Annotated in this window: 25 protein-coding genes, 1 tRNA gene, 1 pseudogene and 2 riboswitches; of the genes and pseudogenes, 12 read left to right on the top strand and 15 right to left on the bottom strand. The window is 61.7% G+C overall.

Going from position 1 to position 23,072, the window contains the following annotated elements; all coding sequences use genetic code 11:
- Positions 1–53: 53 nt before the first annotated feature.
- Genes gcvP through gcvT form a run of 3 tightly spaced genes read right to left on the bottom strand, consistent with a single transcriptional unit; the run spans position 54 to position 4,439 of the window.
- Entirely contained in the window at positions 54–2,918 is a 2,865-nt protein-coding gene (gene gcvP / locus A6U98_RS04125; protein WP_064648194.1) for an aminomethyl-transferring glycine dehydrogenase, read from the bottom strand.
- Positions 2,918–3,280, bottom strand: a complete 363-nt coding sequence (gcvH, locus tag A6U98_RS04120; RefSeq protein WP_003539971.1) for a glycine cleavage system protein GcvH — start codon at positions 3,278–3,280, stop codon at positions 2,918–2,920. The genes gcvP and gcvH overlap by 1 nt, the downstream gene beginning before the upstream one ends.
- A 22-nt stretch (positions 3,281–3,302) precedes the next feature.
- On the bottom strand, positions 3,303–4,439 hold the full coding sequence (gene gcvT, locus A6U98_RS04115; protein ID WP_064648193.1) for a glycine cleavage system aminomethyltransferase GcvT: 1,137 nt from the start codon (positions 4,437–4,439) through the stop codon (positions 3,303–3,305).
- Between the two features lie 76 nt (positions 4,440–4,515).
- A riboswitch (glycine riboswitch) is annotated at positions 4,516–4,596 on the bottom strand.
- 3 nt (positions 4,597–4,599) lie between these two features.
- A riboswitch (glycine riboswitch) is annotated at positions 4,600–4,688 on the bottom strand.
- A gap of 156 nt (positions 4,689–4,844) precedes the next feature.
- Here gcvT and A6U98_RS04110 point away from each other — a divergent pair.
- Together A6U98_RS04110 and A6U98_RS04105 are read left to right on the top strand one after the other, a co-directional pair.
- On the top strand, positions 4,845–5,225 hold the full coding sequence (locus A6U98_RS04110) for a hypothetical protein (RefSeq protein WP_064648192.1): 381 nt from the start codon (positions 4,845–4,847) through the stop codon (positions 5,223–5,225).
- Positions 5,226–5,296: 71 nt separating this feature from the next.
- Positions 5,297–6,298 carry a copper chaperone PCu(A)C gene (locus A6U98_RS04105; protein WP_064648191.1) on the top strand — a complete coding sequence of 334 codons (1,002 nt, stop codon included), beginning with the start codon at positions 5,297–5,299 and terminating at the stop codon, positions 6,296–6,298.
- A 125-nt stretch (positions 6,299–6,423) separates the two neighbouring features.
- On the opposite strand, the gene A6U98_RS04100 is transcribed toward A6U98_RS04105, so the two are convergent.
- Positions 6,424–6,690: a hypothetical protein gene (locus A6U98_RS04100; RefSeq protein ID WP_064648190.1), complete on the bottom strand. Its 267-nt coding sequence runs from the start codon at positions 6,688–6,690 to the stop codon at positions 6,424–6,426.
- Positions 6,691–6,811: 121 nt separating this feature from the next.
- On the opposite strand from A6U98_RS04100, the gene crcB reads away from it, so the two are divergent.
- The 7 genes from crcB to A6U98_RS04065 all read left to right on the top strand — a co-directional run bounded on the left by crcB (position 6,812) and on the right by A6U98_RS04065 (position 12,363).
- On the top strand, positions 6,812–7,189 hold the full coding sequence (gene crcB, locus A6U98_RS04095; protein WP_003539962.1) for a fluoride efflux transporter CrcB: 378 nt from the start codon (positions 6,812–6,814) through the stop codon (positions 7,187–7,189).
- A 94-nt stretch (positions 7,190–7,283) separates the two neighbouring features.
- A complete protein-coding gene (locus A6U98_RS04090) occupies positions 7,284–8,276 on the top strand; it encodes an RluA family pseudouridine synthase (protein WP_064648189.1) in 993 nt (330 codons plus the stop codon).
- Positions 8,273–8,926 (top strand): HAD-IA family hydrolase, encoded by a 654-nt coding sequence (locus A6U98_RS04085; RefSeq protein WP_064648188.1) that lies wholly within the window; start codon positions 8,273–8,275, stop codon positions 8,924–8,926. Before A6U98_RS04090 ends, A6U98_RS04085 begins: the two co-directional genes overlap by 4 nt.
- Before the next feature lie 9 nt (positions 8,927–8,935).
- On the top strand, positions 8,936–9,721 hold the full coding sequence (locus tag A6U98_RS04080) for an ATP12 family chaperone protein (RefSeq protein WP_064648187.1): 786 nt from the start codon (positions 8,936–8,938) through the stop codon (positions 9,719–9,721).
- 67 nt (positions 9,722–9,788) lie between these two features.
- Entirely contained in the window at positions 9,789–10,247 is a 459-nt protein-coding gene (locus tag A6U98_RS04075; protein WP_064648308.1) for a hypothetical protein, read from the top strand.
- Between the two features lie 49 nt (positions 10,248–10,296).
- The gene (locus tag A6U98_RS04070; protein ID WP_064648186.1) at positions 10,297–11,829 is read left to right on the top strand and encodes an acyl-CoA carboxylase subunit beta; all 1,533 of its coding nucleotides are present in this window, start codon (positions 10,297–10,299) and stop codon (positions 11,827–11,829) included.
- Between the two features lie 141 nt (positions 11,830–11,970).
- Positions 11,971–12,363 (top strand): DoxX family protein, encoded by a 393-nt coding sequence (locus A6U98_RS04065; RefSeq protein ID WP_064648185.1) that lies wholly within the window; start codon positions 11,971–11,973, stop codon positions 12,361–12,363.
- Positions 12,364–12,405: 42 nt separating this feature from the next.
- Here the strand turns inward: A6U98_RS04065 and sugE are convergent, their stop codons facing one another.
- The 8 genes and pseudogenes from sugE to A6U98_RS04030 form a co-directional block, all read right to left on the bottom strand.
- Positions 12,406–12,720, bottom strand: coding sequence for a quaternary ammonium compound efflux SMR transporter SugE (gene sugE / locus A6U98_RS04060; protein ID WP_064648184.1), 315 nt, complete (start codon positions 12,718–12,720; stop codon positions 12,406–12,408).
- Between the two features lie 214 nt (positions 12,721–12,934).
- Complete coding sequence (locus A6U98_RS04055; RefSeq protein WP_064648183.1) at positions 12,935–13,402, bottom strand: YaiI/YqxD family protein; 468 nt, start codon at positions 13,400–13,402, stop codon at positions 12,935–12,937.
- A 10-nt stretch (positions 13,403–13,412) separates the two neighbouring features.
- Positions 13,413–13,904 carry a GNAT family N-acetyltransferase gene (locus A6U98_RS04050; protein WP_064648307.1) on the bottom strand — a complete coding sequence of 164 codons (492 nt, stop codon included), beginning with the start codon at positions 13,902–13,904 and terminating at the stop codon, positions 13,413–13,415.
- Positions 13,884–13,997 (bottom strand): annotated as a pseudogene (locus A6U98_RS37475) (S-(hydroxymethyl)glutathione dehydrogenase); the annotation flags it as partial. The pseudogene A6U98_RS37475 and the gene A6U98_RS04050, both read right to left, overlap by 21 nt.
- Positions 13,998–14,102: 105 nt before the next feature.
- Positions 14,103–16,124: an acetyl/propionyl/methylcrotonyl-CoA carboxylase subunit alpha gene (locus A6U98_RS04045; RefSeq protein ID WP_064648182.1), complete on the bottom strand. Its 2,022-nt coding sequence runs from the start codon at positions 16,122–16,124 to the stop codon at positions 14,103–14,105.
- Between the two features lie 75 nt (positions 16,125–16,199).
- Positions 16,200–16,904, bottom strand: a complete 705-nt coding sequence (locus A6U98_RS04040) for a hypothetical protein (RefSeq protein ID WP_064648181.1) — start codon at positions 16,902–16,904, stop codon at positions 16,200–16,202.
- Positions 16,905–17,001: 97 nt separating this feature from the next.
- Positions 17,002–17,952, bottom strand: a complete 951-nt coding sequence (locus tag A6U98_RS04035) for a DMT family transporter (protein WP_197496339.1) — start codon at positions 17,950–17,952, stop codon at positions 17,002–17,004.
- A 97-nt stretch (positions 17,953–18,049) separates the two neighbouring features.
- Positions 18,050–18,134, bottom strand: a tRNA-Leu gene (locus A6U98_RS04030).
- Positions 18,135–18,315: 181 nt separating this feature from the next.
- Between A6U98_RS04030 and lipB the strand changes: the two genes are divergently transcribed.
- Positions 18,316–19,035, top strand: a complete 720-nt coding sequence (gene lipB, locus A6U98_RS04025) for a lipoyl(octanoyl) transferase LipB (RefSeq protein ID WP_064648179.1) — start codon at positions 18,316–18,318, stop codon at positions 19,033–19,035.
- Between the two features lie 114 nt (positions 19,036–19,149).
- Here lipB and A6U98_RS04020 read toward each other — a convergent pair whose 3' ends face one another.
- From A6U98_RS04020 to A6U98_RS04010, 3 genes are all read right to left on the bottom strand, one after another.
- Positions 19,150–19,515: a hypothetical protein gene (locus A6U98_RS04020; protein WP_064648178.1), complete on the bottom strand. Its 366-nt coding sequence runs from the start codon at positions 19,513–19,515 to the stop codon at positions 19,150–19,152.
- Between the two features lie 316 nt (positions 19,516–19,831).
- Positions 19,832–20,350 (bottom strand): BON domain-containing protein, encoded by a 519-nt coding sequence (locus A6U98_RS04015; protein WP_064648177.1) that lies wholly within the window; start codon positions 20,348–20,350, stop codon positions 19,832–19,834.
- 96 nt (positions 20,351–20,446) lie between these two features.
- The gene (locus A6U98_RS04010; protein WP_064648176.1) at positions 20,447–20,941 is read right to left on the bottom strand and encodes a peptide deformylase; all 495 of its coding nucleotides are present in this window, start codon (positions 20,939–20,941) and stop codon (positions 20,447–20,449) included.
- Positions 20,942–21,183: 242 nt separating this feature from the next.
- Between A6U98_RS04010 and mgtE the strand changes: the two genes are divergently transcribed.
- Both mgtE and A6U98_RS04000 read left to right on the top strand, forming a co-directional pair.
- Positions 21,184–22,599 carry a magnesium transporter gene (gene mgtE / locus A6U98_RS04005; protein ID WP_064648175.1) on the top strand — a complete coding sequence of 472 codons (1,416 nt, stop codon included), beginning with the start codon at positions 21,184–21,186 and terminating at the stop codon, positions 22,597–22,599.
- 64 nt (positions 22,600–22,663) lie between these two features.
- Positions 22,664–23,056, top strand: a complete 393-nt coding sequence (locus A6U98_RS04000) for a MerR family DNA-binding transcriptional regulator (protein WP_011652104.1) — start codon at positions 22,664–22,666, stop codon at positions 23,054–23,056.
- Positions 23,057–23,072 lie beyond the last annotated feature (16 nt).

Genomic DNA, 23,072 nt, shown 5'->3' with positions numbered 1-23,072 from the left:
GATGGAAGGGGCTTGGATTGCTCGGCCCTTCGCTACAGCATCAGGCTTGACCGCTATTCGGCGGCTTCCACGTAGCTTTCCACCGGCGGGCAGGTGCAGATCAGGTTGCGGTCGCCGTAGACATTGTCGACGCGGTTGACCGGCGACCAGTATTTGTCGACGCGGAAGGCGCCGGGCGGGAAGCAGGCTTGTTCTCTGCTGTAGGGGCGATCCCATTCGCCGACGAGATCTTCCACCGTGTGCGGGGCGTTCTTCAGCGGGTTGTTCACCTTGTCCATCCGGCCATCCTCGATAGCGCGGGCTTCCTCGCGGATCGCCAGCATCGCCTCGCAGAAACGGTCGAGTTCGGCCTTGGTCTCGCTTTCCGTCGGCTCGATCATCAGCGTGCCGGCGACCGGCCAGCTCATGGTCGGCGCATGGAAGCCGCAATCGATCAGCCGTTTGGCGACGTCGTCGACGGTGACGCCGGAGCTGTCGACCAGCGGACGGGTGTCGATGATGCATTCATGCGCGACACGGCCGGCCTCCGACTTGTAGAGCACGTTATAGGCACCCTTCAGCCGGGTGGCGATATAGTTGGCGTTGAGGATCGCCACCTTGGTCGCCTGCGTCAGGCCTTCGCCGCCCATCATCAGGCAATAGCTCCAGGAGATCGGCAGGATCGAGGCCGAGCCGAAGGCGGCGGCCGAGACTGCACCCGAACGGCCGTCGGTTTCGGGATGGCCGGGCAGATAGGGAGCCAGATGCGCCTTGACGCCGATCGGGCCCATGCCGGGTCCGCCGCCGCCATGCGGAATGCAGAAGGTCTTGTGCAGGTTGAGATGCGAAACGTCGGAGCCGATGTCACCGGGGCGGGACAGGCCGACCATGGCGTTCATGTTGGCGCCGTCGAGATAGACCTGGCCACCATTCTTATGAACGAGGTCGCAGATTTCCTTGACGGTCTCCTCAAAGACGCCGTGCGTCGAAGGGTAGGTGATCATGCAGCAGGAGAGATTTGCCGCATGCTGCTCCGCCTTGGCGCGGAAATCGTCGAGATCGATATCGCCGTTTTCACGCACCTTGACGACGACGACCTTCATGCCGACCATCTGGGCCGAGGCCGGGTTGGTGCCATGCGCCGAGGTCGGGATCAGGCAGACGTCACGATGGCCGTCGCCATTGGCGATATGATAGTTGCGGATCGTCAGCAGGCCGGCATATTCGCCCTGCGCGCCGGAATTCGGCTGCATGGAGAAGGCGTCGTAGCCGGTGACGGCGCAGAGCTTTTCGATCAGGTCGTCGATCATCTCGCGGTAGCCGAGCGCCTGGTCTGATGGCACGAAGGGATGGATGTCGGAAAATTCCGGCCAGGTGATCGGCAGCATTTCTGCCGTCGCGTTGAGTTTCATCGTGCAGGAGCCGAGCGGGATCATCGAGCGGTCGAGCGCCAGATCCCGGTCGGAAAGCCGGCGGATGTAACGCGTCATCTCGCTTTCGGCGCGGTTCATGTGGAAGATCGGATGGGTGAGGTAATCGCTGGTCCTGAGCAGGCCCTTCGGCAGGCGGTAGGAAGGCTCGAAATCGGCGATCGTGAAATTGGCACCAAAGGCGCGCCAGACGGCTTCGAGCGTCGCCGGCCGGGTGCGTTCGTCGAGGCTCATGCCGATCCTGGTTTCCCCGACCTTGCGCAGATTGACGCCTTCGGCGACGGCGGCGCGCAGGATGAGGCCTTGCATGTGGCCGACATCGACGGTGATCGTGTCGAAGAAGGCCTCGGGCTCAACCTCGTAACCAAGCTTTTCCAGGCCTTTGGCCATCAGCACGGCCTTCTGGTGCACCTGCTGGGCGATCGCCTTGATGCCCTTCGGGCCATGGAAGACGGCGTACATCGAGGCCATGACGGCAAGCAGCACCTGAGCGGTGCAGATGTTCGACGTCGCCTTTTCGCGGCGGATATGCTGTTCGCGGGTCTGCAGCGACAGGCGGTAGGCGCGGTTGCCACGAGCATCGACGGAGACGCCGACGAGGCGGCCGGGCATGGAGCGCTTGATGGCATCCTTGACCGACATATAGGCCGCATGCGGACCGCCGTAGCCGACCGGAACGCCGAAGCGCTGCGAAGAACCGACGGCGATATCGGCGCCCATTTCGCCGGGCGATTTCAGCAGCGTCAGCGCCAGGATATCGGCGGCGACGATCGCTATGGCGCCGGTCTGATGTAGGCGCGATATCAGGCCGGTAAAATCATGCACGTGACCGTGCGTGCCGGGATACTGGAAGATCGCGCCAAAGACGTCGACAGGATCGAGATCGGTGAAGGGATTGCCGACGATGACGCTCCAGCCGAGCGGCTCGGCGCGGGTGCGGATGAGGGCGATGGTCTGGGGATGGCAATCGGCATCGACGAAGAAGGCCTTGGCCTTCGACTTGGCGACGCGCTCGGCCATGGCCATGCCTTCGGCGGCAGCCGTCGCCTCGTCGAGGAGCGAGGCGTTGGCGACGTCGAGGCCGGTGAGGTCTGAGATCATCGTCTGGTAGTTCAGCAGCGCTTCCAGGCGGCCCTGGCTGATCTCCGGCTGATAAGGCGTATAGGCGGTGTACCAGGCCGGGTTTTCCAGGATGTTGCGCTGGATGACCGGCGGCGTGATCGTGCCGTAGTAACCCTGGCCGATCAGCGAGACCAGCACCTTGTTCTTGTTGGCGGTCTCGCGCAGCTTGTCGAGCGCCTCGCGCTCGGTCATCGGCGCGCCCCAGACGAGTGGCGCCTTCTGGCGGATCGAGGGCGGCAGCGTCGCGTCGATCAGGCCGTCGAGGCTGTTATAGCCGATCACCTTCAGCATGTCGGTCATCTCGGCTGGCGAGGGGCCGATATGACGGCGATTGGCGAAATCGTAGGGCTGATAGTCGGTGAACTGGAATTCTGTCGGCGTCGTCATTACGCAGTGAGCTCCTTGTAGGCCGCCTCGTCGAGCAGGCCATCGGCGTCGGCAGCATTTGCAAGCTTGAGCTTGAAGAACCAGCCGGCGCCCTGAGGATCGGAATTGACCAGCGAAGGATCTGCAACGATGGCCGGATTGACCTCGGTGATCTCGCCATCCAGCGGACAATAGACGTCGGAAGCAGCCTTGACGGATTCAACGGTCGCGGCGTTGCCGTTCTTGGAGAAGGTCGCGCCGACTTCCGGCAGCTCGACGAAAACCAGGTCGCCGAGCTGTTCGACGGCATAGGTCGTTATGCCGACCGTCGCAACGCCGCCTTCGATCTTCAGCCATTCGTGTTCTTCGGTAAATTTCAGCATTGTTCGTCCTCTCTGGAAAGGTTTAGCGTTTGTAGGTCGGTGTGACGAAGGGCAGGGCGCTGACGGTGATCGGCAGATATTTGCCGCGCACCTCGGCATAGACGAGCGTGCCTGCCGCAGCATGGGAGAGCGGCACGTAACCCATGGCGACGGGGCCTTCGACGCTGGGACCGAAGCCGCCCGAGGTGACCTCGCCGATTTCGATCTTGCCCTCGGCATCGGCATAAAGCTTGGCATGGCCGCGCACCGGCGCCTTGCCTTCCGGCTTCAGACCGACACGGCGGCGGGCAGCGCCGTTTTCGAGTTCGGAAAGGATGCGGCCGGAGCCCGGGAAGCCGCCGGCGCGCGCGCCGTTGCCGCGCCTTGCCTTCTGCATGGCCCATTCCAGCGCCGCCTCGACCGGCGAGGTGGTCGTGTCGATATCGTTGCCGTAGAGGCAAAGGCCTGCTTCGAGGCGCAGCGAATCGCGGGCGCCGAGGCCGATCGCCTGGACGTCCGGATGTTCGAGCAACCGCTTGGTGACATCCTCGGCCTTGTCTGATGGAATCGAGATCTCGAAGCCGTCCTCGCCGCTATAGCCGGAGCGCGAGACCAGACAGGACACGTCGTGCAGGCGGCAGTGGCGCACATCCATGAATTTCATCGCCGCGACATCGGCCCAGAGCTCGGCAAGAACCGCAACCGCGCGCGGTCCCTGCAGCGCGATCAAGGCGCGGTCGAGGACGGTGATGTCGCACTGGTCGCTGATATGGGCCTGCAGATGGGCGATATCTGCTTCCTTGCAGGCGGCGTTGACGACGACGAAGAGGTGGTCGTCGACATGGGCGATCATCAGGTCGTCGAGAATGCAGCCGCTATCGTCGGTGAAGAAGCCGTAGCGCTGGCGGCCTTCGCCAAGGCCCAATATATCGACCGGCACCAGGCTTTCGAGCGCCAGCGCCGCATCCTCATAGCTGCCCGACTTCGCCTTCACGATGACCTGTCCCATGTGGGAGACATCGAAGAGACCGGCTTCGGCGCGGGTATGAAGATGCTCCTTCATCACGCCTGCGGGATATTGCACCGGCATGTCGTAACCCGCGAACGGCACCATGCGGGCGCCGAGCGAAAGATGCAGGGCATGCAGCGGGGTTCTTTTCAGGGCAGCAGTATCGTCCAAAAGACGCCTCCGGGGTTTGCGCCTTCTCGCGAAGGCGCGGGCTCAAATCTGAAGGCGCGGCTGCGCGCTTCTCTCCTGAGCCCCCTCTGTCCCTTTGCCTGAGATTGTTATCCCTTCGGCGAGCGTTTCGAGAACGCTTCTCTCCAGAGTTCCGTCTGCCCCTTGCTGGTCCTTTTGCCTGAGAGTTTCCGGGGCGGTTGCTCCTTCGGCACCGGTGGCGAAAGCACCGGCTTCTCCCAACAAGGTTGGCGCAATTATCCGGCGGGTGCAGCGCTTGGCAAGGCCAAATGTCGTGACCGGACAATTTTTTGTCGCCATATGCCGGCTGAGCCCTGATCTACGGCAATCTGCTTTTGCATTTCGCGGGGAAACCGGCTATCGCGACATGCTGTTGAAGGGGATCTCATGCGGCAGACCGGACTGAAAGCGACGCTCTTCCTGCGCATGCTTTGCGCATTGAGCCTGCTTTTGCTTGGCCTTGCCCATCAGGCGCCGCAGGCCGTCGCCTCCGAAGGCTACGATGCCGCGGCCTATGTGCTGCCTGACGGCACTTTCGCCTCGCTCTGCATCACCGTGAAGGACGCCGACGGCAAGACCGTCGCCTTCAAGCCGAATTGCGAAGCCTGCCGACTGTCGGCCTCCGTCATCTTGCCGATGCCGGATGCGGGCTCCTGGCTCGAGCGCAAGTTCGCCTCGCTGATCAATGCGCCGATCGAAACCTCAGCCATTGACGGTGCAAGCGCTGTCAGTCGGCCGAATTCCCGCGCGCCTCCCATCCTCGCCTGATCTCCTTTCGCAATCATCAGCAGCATTCCGGTCCGCGCGAGAGAAGTCCGCGGCCGGCGAGGAGACATCCGATGAAAACTCTCAAGACATTTGGCAAGACCTTCGGGCTTGCCGCCCTTCTTTCCGCGACCGCCTTTGCCAGCGCCGAGGCGCATGTGACCTTCCTCGACAGAGAGGCGAAGCAGGACAGCACCATTCTCGCTACGCTGCAGGTGCCGCATGGCTGCGACGGCAAGGCGACCACGGAAGTGCGGGTCAAGCTGCCTGAGGGATTCGTCTTCGCCAAGCCGCAGCCGAAGGCCGGCTGGGAGCTCGAGGTGATCAAGGGCGATTACCAGAAGACCTACGACAATCACGGCGACAAGGTGAAGACGGGCGCGATCGAAGTGCGCTGGAAGAACGGCAATCTATCCGACGATTTCTACGACACCTTCGTTATCCAGGGTAAGGTATCAGGCGTCGAAGCCGGCACCTCGCTCGCTTTTCCGGTGACGCAGATGTGCGGCGACACGGTCGCGGCCTGGGATCAGGTGGCCAAGGAAGGCGGCGACGCGCATGGGATGAAAAGCCCGGCGCCGCTGTTGAAGGTCGTTGCCGGTGAAGACCATGGCCACGATCATGACGATATGGCCGGCATGGACATGACCGGTATGGCGGGCGCGGGCGCTGCCGCACCGGCCGGCGACACGGTCAAGGCCGGTGATCTCGAAATCTCCGGCGGGTTCGCCAAGGCGATGCTGCCCGGCCAGCCGGTCGGCGGCGGCTTTTTCACGGTGAAGAATAACGGCCAGACGGACGATCGCCTGGTGTCCGTCAGTTCGCCAGCAGCTGGTGAGGTTCAGATCCACGAGATGGTGACGAAGGACAATGTCATGCGGATGCGCCAGCTGAAGGACGGTATCGCCATCGGTGCCGGCGAGACGGTCAAGCTGGAGCCCGGCAACCTGCACCTGATGTTTCAGAAAGTGAAGACGCCGTTCAAGCAGGGCGATACGGTGCCGGTGACGCTGACCTTCGAAAAGGCCGGTAAGGTCGATCTGGTCCTGCAGGTGCTCTCCGCCCAGGGCAAGTGAGAGCAGCGATTCCAAGTGCTACAGCGTCCTTTGCGCGTCTGAAAAGACGCGCAGCGCTGTCGTTAAAACAGAAAAGCCCGCGACTGTAACCGCAGTCGCGGGCATTCGTTTGGAGGGCGACGGCCTCAGAAGTCTTCGTAGGATCGCAGCGCCTGTTTCAGGCCGGCCTGCGGCTGGCGGTTGCCTTTGGCCATTAGGTCGAGGGCTACTTCGGTCGACTGGATGATGCTGGAGGGCTCGTCTATTTCCTCAGTGCCTTCGGCCTTCAACTGCCGGTCGGCAATGCGGCGCGCATCGCGTGCGGCAGTGCTCGTCGCGACACGCTGCGGGATTCGGAGCGATTCGAAGGCAATAGCGGCGGTGCTCGCCGATATGGACAGGAGCTGGGTCATGCCGTCAGGGTATCGGCACGATCTTGGCGCCCTCATAAAAAAATCATCGGCATTTTACCGGATGGTAAGAATTCATTCCTTCTCGATTGGAATCGCTGCGGAGTTGCGATAAATCCGGCTGATGATCCAGGCTCTTCTCGTCGCCGTCGGCGGCGCTATCGGTTCTCTTCTCAGATATTATGTCGGCCAGTGGGCGCTGAGACTCATGGGTCCGGCATTTCCCTGGGGCACGCTCGCCGTCAATGTCGTCGGCTGTTTCGTCATCGGCGTCTTCGCCGAGCTGATCGCGCGGAAATTCAACGCCTCGGTGGAGCTGCGCCTCCTGCTGATCACCGGCTTCCTCGGCGGCTTCACAACCTTCTCGGCTTTCTCGCTGGATGCGATCTCGCTGTTCGAACGCGGCGAGGCTGTCGCCGGCGGTATTTACATCGCGGCGAGCGTCGGACTTTCGATGGCGGCCGTCATCGCCGGCCTCGCTGTCATGCGCGCTTTGGCCTGATCTCTTTTCCGGTTTCCGTTTTGCGTGAAAATGCTCTAAAGGCTGCGGCAAGAACGCCGGCTTGGCCCGCGCTGCAATTTCCGAAAGATTTCTTATGGCTGGCATTGAACATATCAAGGTTGAACCCGACGAAGCCGGCATGCGGCTCGATCGCTGGTTCAAGGTGCATTTTCCGGGGCTCGGCTTCGGTCCGCTGCAGAAGCTCCTGCGCTCCGGCCAGGTGCGCGTCGACGGTGGACGTGTCAAATCGGATGCACGCGTGCAGCCCGGCCAAACGGTGCGCGTGCCGCCGATGGATGTCGATGCGAAGCTGAAATCCGGACCGATCGCCGGCAAGGATCTCAAGCATTCGACGGATTTCGAACTCTTGTCGCGCATGGTGCTGCACGAGGACGAAAAAGTGATCGTGCTCAACAAGCCCCCTGGTCTTGCGGTGCAGGGCGGCTCGGGTGTGGCCAGGCATATCGACCAGATGCTCGAAGCCTGGACCAGCCCGAAGGGCGAGAAGCCGCGGCTCGTCCATCGTCTCGACCGCGACACATCGGGTGTTCTCGTCATCGCCCGTACCCGCGGTGCGGCGCAGAAACTGACGGCGGCGTTCCGCGAGCGCGACACCAAAAAGACCTACTGGGCGCTGGTCAAGGGTGTGCCGCGCAAGCACGAGGACAAGATCTCGACCTGGCTGGTGAAGGAGCCGACCGCCGACGGCGACCGGATGCGGATCGCCAAGCATGGCGAGGACGGCGCCGACCATGCGATTTCCTTCTACCGCGTGCTGGAGACGGCGGCACAGAACCTCGCATGGCTGGAGATGGAGCCCTATACCGGCCGTACCCACCAGTTGCGCGTCCATGCCCTGCATATCGGCCATCCGATCATCGGCGATCCGAAATATTTCGACGACGATCCGAATTGGGATTTTCCGGGCGGCGTTCAGAAGAAACTGCATCTGCACGCCCGTCATATCGACATCCCGCACCCCACCGGTGGCCGCCTGCGCGTCAGCGCGCCGCTGCCGTCGCATATGGTGCAGACCTGGAACCTTCTTGGTCTCGACCTCGCCAGCGCCGAAAGGGACGCCGAATGAAACTGGCGCTTTTCGATTGCGATGGCACGCTGGTCGACAGTGCTGCGCTGATCCACGAAACCATGCGTAGAACCTTCGATCAGTTCGGCAAGCCGGAACCGCGATTTGAAGACACCAAGGCCATTATCGGCCTGTCTCTCGATATCGCGATCGCCCGCATGCGGGGCAGGCAGCATGTGGAGCAGCAAGACATCGACATGACGGCGCACTACAAATCGCTGTTCTCGATCGTGCGTCAGGATCTCGACTACAAGGAGCCGCTGTTTCCCGGCATTCGCGAGATGATCGACACGATCAGCGGGCGCGATGACCTGCTGATCGGCGCGGTGACAGGGAAATCCAGGCGCGGGCTCCAGCTCGTCATGGAGACGCATGCATTCGACAAGCATTTCATCGTCGCACGCACCGCCGACGATTGCCCCTCCAAACCGCATCCCGCCATGGTGACGGAATGCTGCGATGAAACCGGCATGAATGCTGCCGACACCATTGTCATCGGCGATGCGGTTTACGATATGCAGATGGCCAAAGCTGCCGGCGCCAAGGCGATCGGCGTTGCCTGGGGCTATGCCAGTGTGGATGAGCTGATCGCCAACGGCGCTGATGCGATTGCCTACCATCCGAACGAGATATTGCGTCATTTTTCCTGAGGTGAGCCCATGCGCGATCTGCTGAACGACCTTTCGGAAGGCCTGAGCCATCCCGATCCCATCCGCCGCGCGCAGATCCAAATGAAGAAGCCGCTGCCCAAGCGCTTCTATACCGAAGTCTCCATTGCCGAGCACGAGGGTGGTTTTGCAATCACGCTCGACGGCAAGATGGTGCGCACGCCGGCCCGGCAGGTTCTCGCAGTACCGACCGAAGCGCTTGCGCGGCTTGTCGCCGCCGAATGGCAGGCGCAGGGCGAGGAGATCAATCCAGTGAGCATGCCGGTGACCCGGCTCGTCAACACCGCACTCGACGGCGTTGCAGCCAACGCGCAGGCGATCTTCGAGGATATATTGCGTTTTTCATCCAGCGACCTCATCTGCTACCGTGCCGAGGAGCCGGAACTGCTGGTCGAGCGTCAAGCCGAACGCTGGGACCCCGTGATCGACTGGGCGGCGACCGATCTCGGCGCCCGCTTCATCCTCGTCGAAGGGGTGATGCCTCATGAACAGCCGCGCGAGGCGATTGCCGCCTTCGCCGTTACGCTCGCGAGATATGATAGCCCGATGGCGCTTGCCGCCCTCCACACAGTCACCACACTGACCGGCTCGGCGATCCTGGCGCTTGCCTTCGCCGAGGGTCGGGTGACGGTGGAGGAGGCCTGGTCGATTGCCCATCTCGACGAGGACTGGACGATCGAGCATTGGGGCAGCGACGAGGAAGCCGAGGAGCGGCGGGCGAAGCGCTTTGCCGAGTTCAGAGCCGCAGCGGATGTTTTTTTCTCCCTAAGCGCCTGAAACATATTGCCTTCCAATGCATTATGACGAAGTCTGCGACTCCAACGGGGTGGTGCGGGATTTTGCAATGAATTGGCTGAGGTCGTGTTTTTGCCGGGCGACACTCGTCTGTGTCGCGCTCACGGCCTGCGGCAGCCTCTCGGCCACCAAGCCGGCGGCGCCGATCTATGATGTGCGCAGCGCCGTCGTTCTCTCAGGTCCGAACATGCCGGCCGAGCTGCTTTCCGGCATCAACGACCGCGTCAATGCGGCGATCAACGCCACTGTGCGCGACACCGTGCTGCCGCGGGTGGTGCTGACGATCCGCGTGGTTTCCATCCAGAAGGGCCTCGGCTTTCAGAAGGACCGCAACGTCGCCAAGATCAGCATCGACGCAGCCTCGGTCGAGGACGGCTCGGTCATCGCCGTCAGCGCCTTCGACGTCACCAGCATCGCTGCCGATCCCAAGCTTGCCGACGAGATCCTGGCCGAGGACGCCGCCGCAAGGATACGCTCGGTTTTCTCACTCAGCGGGCGCGCTCAATAGCGCGACGCTCTAACCGCCGGATTGCCGCCGCAGCGGCGAGGGAGATCGCATGAAGGAAATTCTCGAAGAACTGGAACGGCGCCGCGGCATCGCCCGCCTTGGCGGCGGCGAGGCGCGCATCGCCGCCCAGCATAAGCGCGGCAAGCTGACGGCGCGCGAGCGCATCGACCTCTTCCTCGACGAAGGTTCCTTCGAGGAATTCGACATGTTCGTCGAACATCGCTCCACCGATTTCGGCATGGACAAGAGCCGGATTGCCGGCGACGGCGTCGTCACCGGCTGGGGCACGGTCAATGGCCGCACCGTGTTCGTCTTCGCCAAGGACTTCACCGTCTTCGGCGGCTCGCTGTCTGAGGCGCATGCCGAGAAAATCATGAAAGTGCAGGACATGGCGCTGAAGAACCGCGCGCCGATCGTCGGCATCTATGATGCAGGCGGCGCTCGTATCCAGGAGGGCGTGGCGGCCCTCGGCGGTTATGCCGAGGTGTTCCAGCGTAATGTGCTCGCCTCCGGCGTCATTCCTCAGATCTCGGTGATCATGGGTCCCTGCGCCGGCGGCGACGTCTATTCACCTGCGATGACTGATTTCATCTTCATGGTGCGTGATACTTCCTACATGTTCGTCACCGGGCCGGACGTGGTGAAAACCGTCACCAACGAAACGGTGACATCAGAAGAACTCGGCGGCGCCGTGGTGCATACGGTGCGCTCGTCGATTGCCGACGGCGCCTATGAGAATGATGTCGAAACGCTGCTGCAGGTGCGACGGCTGATCGATTTCCTGCCGCTTTCGAACACGGCGCCGCTGCCGGAGATCGAATGTTACCAGTCGGTGACAGATGTCGATGCCTCGCTCGATACGCTGGTGCCGGCGAGTTCCAACAAACCTTACGACATCAAGGAACTGATCCGGAAGGTGGCGGACGAGGGGGATTTCTTCGAGATCCAGGCGAGCTTTGCCAAAAACATCGTCTGCGGCTTCGGCCGCGTCGAAGGCTCGACCGTCGGTTTTGTCGCCAACCAGCCGATGGTGCTGGCCGGCGTTCTCGACAGCGACGCCTCGCGCAAGGCGGCCCGTTTCGTGCGCTTCTGCGACTGCTTCAACGTTCCGATCGTCACCTTCGTCGACGTGCCGGGTTTCCTGCCGGGTACGGCGCAGGAATATGGCGGCCTCATCAAGCACGGCGCCAAGCTGCTTTTCGCCTATGCCGAGGCGACGGTGCCGAAGCTCACCGTCATCACCCGCAAGGCCTTCGGCGGCGCCTATGACGTTATGGCGTCGAAGCATCTGCGCGGCGACCTCAACTATGCCTGGCCGACAGCACAGATCGCCGTGATGGGCGCCAAGGGCGCTGTCGAGATCATCTTCCGCAAGGATATTGCCGATCCGGAGAAGATCGCAGCGCATACGAAAATGTACGAGGACCGGTTCCTCTCGCCCTTCGTCGCTGCCGAGCGCGGTTATGTCGATGAGGTGATCATGCCGCATTCGACCCGGCGGCGGCTGGCGCGCGGTTTGAAGATGCTGCGCAACAAGGATCTCGCCAATCCGTGGAAGAAACACGACAACATCCCGCTTTGATGTTTTTCCCGCCGAATAAAGCTGTGCGATCGGGTGTTTAGCCGCTGTCGAAAAAGTGAACGGCCGTCAGCGATCCGTGTCTTCAATCCTTGCAGAGGACAAGCTAACGCTCGGCTCTTATTGTTTTAAAGGAGAGGTTTCATGTCAACTTTCGAGCGTCTTTCTGCCTATCGCCCCTATGTGCTGGCCGCTCTCAGAATCATCACCGCGCTGCTGTTCATCGAACACGGCACGATGAAGCTTTTCGGCTTCCCTGCTTCGCAGATGTCGGGCTCGTTGCCGCCGCTGATGCTGTTTGCCGCCCTTCTCGAGCTTGTCGGTGGCATCCTCATTCTGGTCGGCCTGCTGACGCGTCCGGTCGCCTTCCTGCTGGCCGGCCAAATGGCCGTCGCCTATTTCATGGCGCATGCCCCGAGCAGCTTCTTCCCGGCCGTCAACCAGGGCGACGCCGCGATCCTGTTCTGCTTCGTTTTCCTCTACCTGGTCTTCTCCGGTCCAGGCGCTTTTGCCGTCGATAACCGCAAGACAGTCTGAACGATACACTGAGGGGCGTCGGCGACGCCCCTCAGCCTCATATCAGGCAGTAAGCTTGAGACCGGCGATGCCGGCGACGATCAGCGTGATGCAGGCAAGGCGGGAGACACTTGCCTCATCGCCAAGCAGCCAGATGCCGAGAAATACGGTGCCGACCGTGCCGATGCCGGTCCACACCGCATAGGCGGTGCCGATCGGCAGATGTTTCACCGCCAGGCCGAGCAGCACGATGCTGACCACCATGGATATGACGGTCAGCACCGTCGGCAGCGGCCGTGTGAAACCCTCGGTGTACTTAAGACCGATTGCCCAGCCACATTCAAAAAGACCGGCGAGAAAAAGCAGAAACCAGGCCATGCTACTCTCCTTGTTCAAGAGCGAGGCCGTCCCCGCGACAGTTGCATCCCAGAGGATGCCGCAGTCGTCTGCGATAACGCCTATATGCGTGAGGAAACGATCGACTTCAAGGTAGGAATCGGCATGGCTGCCATGCCATCCGCTTCTTGCGGCCTACAGCGCCGCGCGTCCTTTTAGACGTGCAAAGGACGCTGTAGCACCTTTCGTTGCTGCATCACGGCTGCCCGCCAGCCTCCGCGGCAAGGCTTTTGGCGCGGCGGCAGAGGCGATCGAAGGTTTCGAGGAAGCGTGAGCGGTCTTTCGGGCTGAAGGCGGCGTTGTAGCCCTTGCTCTCGCCGGTTTCGCGCAAGTGCGCGCCGAGATCGCGCATGGCGCTCGCCATGCCGATATTGGTCTCGTCGAAGACGCGCCCGGTCGGGCCGCTGACGAAGGCGCCGGTCGCGACACAGCGCACGGCGAGCGGCACATCGCCGGTGACGACGACATCGCCCGCGCCGGCGCGTTCGGCGATCCAGTTGTCGGCGGCGTCGAAGGCGTTGGAGACGATGACGTTGCGGATCATCGGATCGCGCGAGGGGCGCAGGCCGGAATTGGCAACAAAGGTGACTTCGAGGCCGTGACGTTCGGCCACCTTCAGGACTTCCGGCTTCACCGGACAGGCATCGGCATCGACATAGATCATGGCAATATCCTCATGCCGGTTGCGTGGCCTGCTGGCGGACCATATCGATATGGGGAATGCCGTCTTCCAGATATTCCTGTGACACCGCGATGAAACCGAAAGATTCGTAGAACCGGCGCAAATGGGCCTGTGCCGACAAGGCAATGGGATTTTCCGGATAAAACCGCTCGCAAGCGGCAATCGCCTCGCGCATCAGTGCATCGCCCAGCCGCTTGCCGCGATGATCAGGCGAGACGACAACGCGGCCGATCTTCGACGGATCCTGCGGTTCATAGGGTTTCAGGATTCGCGCCGCGCCCAGGAGTTCGGCACCTTCCAGCAGCCGCAGATGCAAGGCATCGATATCCTTGCCGTCAAGTTCCGGGTAGGGGCAGTTCTGCTCGACGACGAAGACATCGACGCGCATTCTCAAGAGGTCGTAGAGCTCCCGCGTGGTAAGTTCATCGAGACTCCTGAGGTCTACCCTATAGGTGGCGGCAGCCCCCGTCGCCTTGACCTCCACCAGCACTTCGCCGGACCGCGGCCCCTCCAGCTGCACGGTCATCACTTCCAGTGGTTTTCCTGCCTGAACGGCAACGGCGGCGCGGACGTCCATTTGATATCTCCCTGCTGATTTTGTCGGTACCCAGCTGTTTGTCGGGCTGAGCTCGGCACGGTCTGCAAGCCCCGCTGACGTGAAGCCGGCCGCTTGGCTTATCTCTCAGGCAAACTCCATGATCACGGCATCGACGGCCAGGCTTTCCCCGGCTGCGGCATTGATTTTAGAGACGACGAGATCGCGGTCGGCGCGCAGCACGTTTTCCATCTTCATCGCTTCAACGATCGCCAGCGTCTCACCGGCCTTGACCTCCTGGCCCTCGGCCACCGCGATGGCGACGACGAGGCCGGGCATCGGGCAGAGCAGGAGCTTGGATGTATCGGGCGGCAGCTTCACCGGCATCAGCCTGTCGAGCTCGGCATGACGCGGCGAAAAGACCTTGGCCGTCACTGAAAGTCCCTGCCAGTCGATACGCAAGCCGTTCAGAACGGGGCGGATCTGCGCGGTGACGTCGCGACCGCCGACCTTGCCGTTCCAGACAGGGTCGCCCGGTCTCCAATCGGTGACAACATTCTGGCTTTCGCCCTCCGTCACCCCATCGATCGCGATATCCATATCGAAGGGGATGGTGACGAGGCCGTCGAGCAATCTTGCCGCGACGTGGTTGTCGCCGATCTTGACCACCCAATCCTCGCGCAGCGCGCCCACTGCGGCGCGCAGGCGATCGGCGAAACGTTCGCGGCGGTTGGTCTCGATCAGCGAGGCGGAAAGCGCGATGCCGGCAAGCACGGCTTCTTCCGCCCGGTCCGGTTTCATCGGTGCAAAGCCATCGGGATATTCCTCGGCGATGAAGCCTGTGGACAGCCGGCCTTCGCGCCAGCGCGGGTGTTTCATCAACGCCGACAGGAAAGGAACATTGTGCTCGATGCCATCGACGACGAAACCGTCGAGCGCCCGGCCCATGGCCTCGATCGCTTCCAGCCGCGTCGGCGCCCAGGTGCAGAGCTTGGCGATCATCGGATCGTAATACATCGAGATCTCGGCGCCTTCGAAGACGCCGGTATCGTTGCGGACGACGACATTGCCGGTCCTGCCTTCCGCCGGCGGCCGGTAGCGCGTCAGGCGGCCGATCGAGGGCAGGAAGTTGCGATAGGGATCCTCGGCATAGAGCCGGCTCTCGACCGCCCATCCGTCAAGCCTGATATCCTCCTGGGCAAAGGGAAGGGGCTCTCCTGCTGCAACACGGATCATCTGCTCGACGAGGTCGATGCCGGTGATGAGTTCGGTCACGGGATGCTCGACCTGCAGGCGGGTGTTCATTTCGAGGAAATAGAAATTGCGGTCGCGGTCGACGATAAATTCGACGGTGCCGGCGCTCTGGTAATCGACGGCTCTCGCCAGCGCCACCGATTGTTCGCCCATCGCCTTGCGGGTCGCTTCGTCGAGGAAGGGCGAGGGCGCCTCTTCCGCCACCTTCTGGTTCCGCCGCTGGATCGAGCATTCGCGCTCGCCGAGATAGACGACGTTGCCATGTGCATCGGCCAGGATCTGGATCTCGATATGGCGTGGTTCGACGACGAACTTCTCGATGAAGACGCGGTCGTCGCCGAACGAGCTTTTCGCCTCCGAGCGGGCGCGCTCGAAGCCGTCGCGCACTTCTGCCTGGTTCCAGGCAATGCGCATGCCCTTGCCGCCGCCGCCGGCCGACGCCTTGATCATGACGGGATAACCGATCCCGGCTGATATCACTTCCGCATGGGCGGCATCCTCGATGATGCCGAGATGGCCGGGCACGGTGGAGACACCGGCAGCATTGGCGAATTTCTTCGATTCGATCTTGTCGCCCATCGCCATGATGGCTTTCGGCTTCGGGCCGATGAAGACGATGCCCTGTTTTTCCAGTTCAGCGCAGAAGGAGGCGCGTTCGGACAGGAAGCCATAGCCGGGATGCACTGCCTCGGCGCCGGTTGCCTTGCAGGCGGCAATGATCTTTTCGGCAACCAGATAACTCTCCGACGCCGCAGCCGGGCCGATATGCACGGCCTCGTCGGCCATCTCGACATGCAGCGCGTCCCGATCCGCATCCGAATAGACCGCGACGGTCAAAATACCCATGCGGCGCGCAGTCTTGATCACGCGGCAGGCGATTTCGCCGCGATTCGCGATCAGGATTTTCTTGAACATCGAGACTCCACCCAGAAATGCATCCCGGAGTTTTACGCACAAAACACCGGAACGCACAATCAGGCTTGCGGAGCGTCAGGCGACGGCAGCTTCTGCGACGGGCTCCTCGTCGACGATGCGCAGCCAGCGGCTGCGCCGCGGCTCGGCATAATCGCGCAGCTCGACGGCAGCCATGATCCCCGCCCAGTGCGGATGATTGGCGCCGCGCAGCGTTGCCTGCTCGATCTGCTGGAGAACGCCGTATTCGACCGACGAGACCGGGATGGTGCCGCCTTCGGCGACGCTTCTGAAGATGCGCATCGCATAGTCGATGTCCTGGCGGGTGATGCCCCGGCGATCGATGGCGCGCGACAGCTTGTAGCCACCGATATTGTCGGTGATCGCCAGGCGGAGCTGATCGAGGGCGAGGGCTCTCAACTCGACTGGGACATCGGCCGAAATCTCCATGACGTGGAGAATGAGTTCGAGCTCGAGCGCCGAGTTGACGACACCATCGGTCGTGAACATGCGCATGATCCAGGCGACGTTGATTTCATCCAGCGAGCCCTGCGGATAGGTGTAATGGACGATGAAACCGGCGAGCTGCTCCACGAAGAAAGCGTTCCAGTCGGCACATTTTTCAGGGCAGGAATTGTTGAGCGCCAACATCGCCACGACATCGTCGGATGTCCGGATACCCTCCGGAAAACTATGTTTGCGCAACAGTACTATATCTTCGGCCGTCAGCCGATGCTTGCCGGCCACGACACAGGCCGGAAAAGCGAGACGAAATTCGCTCATGTTTTAACTCCAGGCTTCATCATGAAACCGGAGACAGTTTTAGCGCCTGCGAATTGACGATCCCTCAAGAAGAGGAGTTAACCCGATATTCCCCGTGTCAGGAGGATTTTAACGATCGCGCCTGCAGCCGCTCGCGCCAGATGATGAAGAGGCCTGACGCAACGATGATGAAGATGCCGATCCATTTGGAAAAGCTCGGGAAATCGTTGAATAGCGCATAGCCGAGAACGGTCGCCGAGATGATCTCGAAGTACTGGAACGGCGCAAGCAGCGACAAGGGCGCGAGACGAAAAGCCCGGACCACGAGCATATGCGCATAACCCGAGATCGTGCCGAGGGCGAGAAGCAGTACAAGGCCAAGACCGGAGGAGGGCAGCGAGACGGCAAAATCGGCATTGCCGGAACTGCTGCCGACGAGAAGGGCGGCCGCCATGAAGACCGTTCCGCCAATGCCGGCCATCGTCTGCATGGTCAGTGGCGAATCGGCCTCGCCGATGGCGCGGTTGAGGAACAGATAGAGCGAGAACAGAAAGGCGCAGGCGACCGGCAACAGCGCCTTCAGGCCGAAGATTTCGTAGCTCGGTTGAATGACGATCATCGCGCCGCCGAAACCGACGACGATCGCCGTCCAGCGTCGCCAGCCGACCTTGTCACCGAGAAACAGCGCTGACAGGGCGGTCAGCATGAAGGGCTCGACGAAATAGATGGCGAAGACATCGGCGAGCGGCATGTATTTGACGGCAACGAAGAACAGCAGGCTTGCAGCACCATGCAGCACACCGCGCAGCAGGTTCATCCATGGCCGTTTGGCCGAGAGCGCCTTCAGCCCGAAGAGGGCGAAAAGAATCGGCAGGGTGCAGGCAATCTGGAAGAAGAATCGATAGAAGGTTACCTGTCCCGGCGACATCGCCTCGAAGGTCGCCATGTATTTGGCGATCGCATCCATGGTCGGCAAGATGAGCATGGCGCCCGACATGATGGCCATGCCCTGCAGGGAATTTTGATGGGGCTCTGACATGGCTGCCGATTCTTGCAAGGATGACGCCATCAACCATGGGCAGGCCAGGCAATCAAGCCGAGCAGCCGCCAATAGCTTCGAGGTAAAATCGAAATCGTCGCTTAGAGAGCGTTTCCCTGAAGGGAAATGGTGCGGTCGAGAAGACTCGAACTTCCACGGGTTGCCCCACAGCGACCTCAACGCTGCGCGTCTACCAATTCCGCCACGACCGCATCGTGGTAGGTGCCGATTTGCGTCGGCGGGGCAGCATGTAGCAAAAGCATCTGGGGTGCACAAGGGCGATATGACAGTTTTTTTGAAAACCGCTCACAGCATTTGAATTGGCCCCGAAACGGGTCCATATAGCTGTGCTGCCGCCCCTTTTTTCAGGCATTTCGGGGAGAGCGGCAAGGAATGGCCATGCTTCGCACCGATCTCGAATTTTCCATGCTTCCCCAACTCGGAACCCGGCCGGTACGCTGGCGCATCGCCGACGGTCTCGTTCCCTATGAGGAGGCGGTGGAGACGATGGAGCGCGAGGTGGCGGTAATCGCCGATGGCGGTGATGAACTCGTCTGGCTCGTCGAACATCCGCCGCTTTATACCGCCGGCACCAGCGCCAATGCGAGGGACCTCGTCCAGCCGAACCGGTTTCCGGTCTTTGCGACTGGGCGTGGCGGCGAATACACCTATCATGGACCCGGGCAACGCGTCGCTTATGTCATGCTCGATCTGAAGAGGCGGCGTCAGGACGTGCGCGCCTTCGTCGCCGCCCTCGAAGATGTCGTCATCCGCACGCTCGACATGATGAATGTGCGCGGCGAGCGACGTGAGGATCGCGTCGGCGTCTGGGTGCGCCGGCCGGAAAAGCCATTGCTGGCCGATGGGACGATGGCCGAGGACAAGATCGCCGCCCTCGGCATAAGGCTGCGGAAATGGGTGACTTTCCACGGACTGTCGCTCAACGTCGACCCCGATCTCGATCATTTCGGCGGCATCGTGCCCTGCGGGATCTCAGCCTATGGCGTGACCAGCCTCGTCGATCTCGGCCTGCCTGTGATGATGGCTGATGTCGATATCCGGCTGCGCACCGCCTTCGAGGCGGTTTTCGGCGAAACGACGCTGGAAACATGACGCTTTAGGGAACGCTCGCCGAGCGTATAGAGATGGATTGAAAAGAGAAGGGCCGTTTCCGGCCCTTCTCTTTTGTCGGATCCCAGCCGTTATCGGATCCCAGTCTTTATCGGATCAATGCGTCGCGCGGCATGCTTCGGTGCGGGAGGCGCCGCTGTCTGCACCCTTGGTGTGGGAGCCCTTCGGGCCAATCATGCTGTGGCATGGGGGCAGGGAGTTGATGCTGGCCGTTGCGGTCTTGTCGACGACAGGAGCTGCCATGGCGCTCGGGGCGAAGCCGTCGCTGTCGTTGGTGTAGTCGCTGGAATAGGCCGGGGCCTTGTGGCTGCTGTAGTGGACCGGAGCCGGCTTCGACATCGGGCTCGGGGCGAAGCCGTCGCTGTCATTGGTGTAGTCGTCGGAATAGGTCGGCTGGGCGAAGGCAGCGCCTGCAAGGCTGACGGCGAACAGGGACGCGGCAAGGGCAAATTTGATGCGCATGGGTTTATCTCCTCAATCTGCTGTTGAATTCCACAACATAAACTAACCCTCGGCACACACGAGTTCGCGCCCCAATTCAGGCAATTTTGTGATAATGTGGCGGCGCGGCCGCGACCATTTGTCCAAATGAAATCACAGTGTTGTCAACGGAATTGACGTTGTCGTGACAGAAGCCGCCTAACAGAAATCGGCAATTGGTCTCATGAATAAGACAGTTGTTGCTACAATCGTAAATTGTTAACATTCTGTAATGTTGAGCACGATCATCAACGGAAGGCGGCAGCCCTCCCGTTGAAGATCTGCGCTGTGCGTGAAGTCAGTCCTCGTTCGGAATATGCGCATCGACACCGGTCAGCTGCAACTTGTTGCGGACATGACGGACGCCGTCGACCGACAGCGCGCCGAGTTCGACCTTGCGAGCGATGCCGATCGTCTCCACCGACCCTTCCAGAGTAACGACGTGACCGTCTGCATGAACCTCGATGCTGTCGATGTCGACCTCGGGAATGTTTTCGAGATTGTCGTTCACCCGCGCTTCGAGATCGTCGCTTTCATCGCGGTCGATCGTATCGGCGCGCAGAGAATCTTTCAGGCGGTTCTCGTTGCCGTCTTCATCCGTGCCATCTATCCGGAAACCCTTGTTGGGATCGCTGTCGAAATTGGCCGCGGTCTCGCCGTAAGGACGATTATCCGGGCCGCCGGTGCCGGCGCCGCTGCCATCGGCATAGGGCCAGCCGTCGTCGAGATTGCGCTCTTCGAGGTCGCGATAATCTTCCTCCCGGGAAAGCTCAGGCTTCTCCCGGGAAAACTGGGTCTTGTCACCGATCCTTGCCATTGCACTCGCTCCTTGTTTCTTTGCTGGAAACGCCGGCAACGGCGAATGGTTCGGCATGGACGGCGATTTGTCAGCCGTGATTGTCAGCCTTGATTGTCAGCCTTGGGCCTTCTCCCATTTCTTCACGAGACGGTCGCGCTTCAGCCGGGAGAGGCGCTGCAGCCAGAAAATGCCGTCGAGCTGGTCGACTTCGTGCTGGATGCAGATGGCGAGGAAATCCTCGGCACCCTCCTCGTGTACGGCGCCCCCGGCATCCTGATAGCGGAAGCGGATCGCCCGCGGGCGGGTGACCTCGTCTGTCGCGCCGGGCATCGAGACGCTGCCTTCGGCATGGTTCATCGTCTCCTTCGAAAACCAGGTGATATGAGGATTGACGTAAAGGCGCACGCCGTCGGCCTTTTCGAGTTCCAGCACCGTGACACGACTGAAGACGCCGATATGGGCGGCGGTGATGCCGACGCCGGGGGCTGCGCGCATCGTCGCCAGCAGGTCCTCGGCAAGCGCTGTGAGCGAGGAATCGAAGACCGTCACCGGCGCGCAGACAGTCTTGAGGCCCGGATGCGGATAACGCAGAATCGGACGGATGGGCATGGGGCAGGCTTCCTCTGCTTGGACGGGTGAGGAAACTATCGCCGGCCGCGTGCATTGTCATCAGGAAGCACGGTTTGCCGCTTTACGACACGGATGCTTTGGGCTAGCAGGGGCCAAGAATTCCGGCTGCGGGAGCATCGCGCGGGATTCGCTTATCCGCTTGTTGACAATGTGTTTTCGGCCGACATTTGCGAATGCGGCGCGGCAGTCGTTGAAATTCGAACCAGATGCGAGGGCGGCAGATGACGACGACCGATGGGGAAGACCGCATTCGCAGGCGTCCCGATGACGAGGAAGCCGATATCTACGACGAGGACGGCAATGTCCGCGGCGATTTCCTGGCGCTCGTCGGTGCTGCGATCGCCGACCGCGACACGCTGTTCCTGCGCCAGAACGTTGCCCGCCTGCATGAATCCGAAATAGGCGATCTGCTGGAATCGATCCAGCCGGATCAGCGCCTGGCGCTGGTGCGCCTGCTCGGCGACGATTTCGACATGACGGCGCTGACCGAGGTCGACGAGGCGATCCGCCGCGAAATCGTCGACCAGATGCCGAACGCGCAGATCGCCGCCGCGATCGGCGAGCTCGATTCGGATGATGCCGTCTACATTCTCGAAGACCTCGACAAGGAGGACCGGGAAGAGATCCTCGCCCAGCTGCCGTTCACCGAGCGGGTGCGGCTGCGCCGGGCGCTCGACTATCCCGAAAGCTCTGCCGGGCGCCGGATGCAGACCGAATTCGTCGCCGTGCCGCCATTCTGGACGGTCGGCCAGACGATCGACTACATGCGCGACGAGGAGGATCTGCCCTATTCCTTCTCGCAGATCTTCGTCATCGATCCGACCTTCAAGCTGCTCGGCGCCGTCGATCTCGACCAGATCCTGCGCACCAAGCGGCAGACGAAGATCGAGCAGATCATGCGCGAGACCAACCATCCGGTTCCGGCCGAGATGGACCAGGAGGAGGCGGCCCAGCTCTTCGAGCAGTACGACCTTCTCTCGGCCGCCGTCGTCGACGAAAACGGCCGGCTGGTCGGCGTGCTGACCATCGACGACGTCGTCGACGTCATCCACGAGGAGGCGGATGAGGACATCAAGCGCCTTGGCGGTGTCGGCGACGAAGAGCTGTCGGACAATGTGCTCTCGACGGTGCGTTCGCGCTTCCTGTGGCTTTTGATCAACCTCGGCACGGCGATGTTGTCGGCAAGCGTCATCGGCCTGTTCGACGGCTCGATCGAGAAGATGATCGCGCTTGCGGTGCTGATGCCGATCGTCGCCTCGATGGGCGGCAATGCCGGCACGCAGACGATGACGGTGACGGTGCGCGCGCTCGCGACCCGCGACCTCGACATCTACAATGCCGGCCGCATCATCCGCAGGGAGGCGGGCGTCGGCGTCCTCAACGGCATCGTCTTCGCGACGATCATGGGCGCGATCGCCGGGACCTGGTTCCACGACTACCAGCTCGGCGGGGTGATTGCGGCGGCGATGGTCATCAACCTGATGGCGGCAGCCCTTGCCGGCATCCTGCTGCCGCTGCTGCTCGACAAGATGGGAGCCGATCCGGCGATCGCCTCTTCCGTCTTCGTCACGACGGTGACGGACTGTACCGGCTTCTTCGCCTTTCTTGGTATCGCCACCTGGTGGTTCGGCATCTGAACCGCCCAAAAATTGACTATTACGTAAAAGTCAATATTATCGTCTGTCCGACGACGGGGAACACATGCCGGTGAACAAATATTATAGCATAACGGAACTGACGCGCGAATTCGGGGTCTCGACGCGCACGCTCCGGTTCTACGAGGACGAGGGACTGATCCATCCGGAGCGGCGCGGGCGCACGCGTCTGTTCCGGCAAGCCGACCGGCGGCTGATCGGGGAAATCCTGCGCGGCCGGCGCATCGGCTTCACCATCGCGGAGATCCGTGAGATCATCCAGGTCTACAAGGAGCCGCCGGGCGAACTCGGCCAGTTGAAGCTCCTGATGAAGCGCGTCGACGAGAAGCGCGACGACCTGCGCCAGAAGCGCAAGGATATCGACGACACGCTGGCGGAACTCGACGCTATCGAAGAGACCTGCCTCGGCCGCCTCGCCGAAATCGGCGTCACTACCTGATCACGCGCCGTATTGT

Origin of the sequence: Rhizobium sp. WYCCWR10014 (assembly GCF_001657485.1) — a bacterium.
In the GTDB taxonomy this organism is placed as follows: domain Bacteria; phylum Pseudomonadota; class Alphaproteobacteria; order Rhizobiales; family Rhizobiaceae; genus Rhizobium.
The sequence above is the reverse complement of the archived record's forward strand: the minus strand, read 5'-3'. Positions and strand labels throughout refer to the sequence as shown.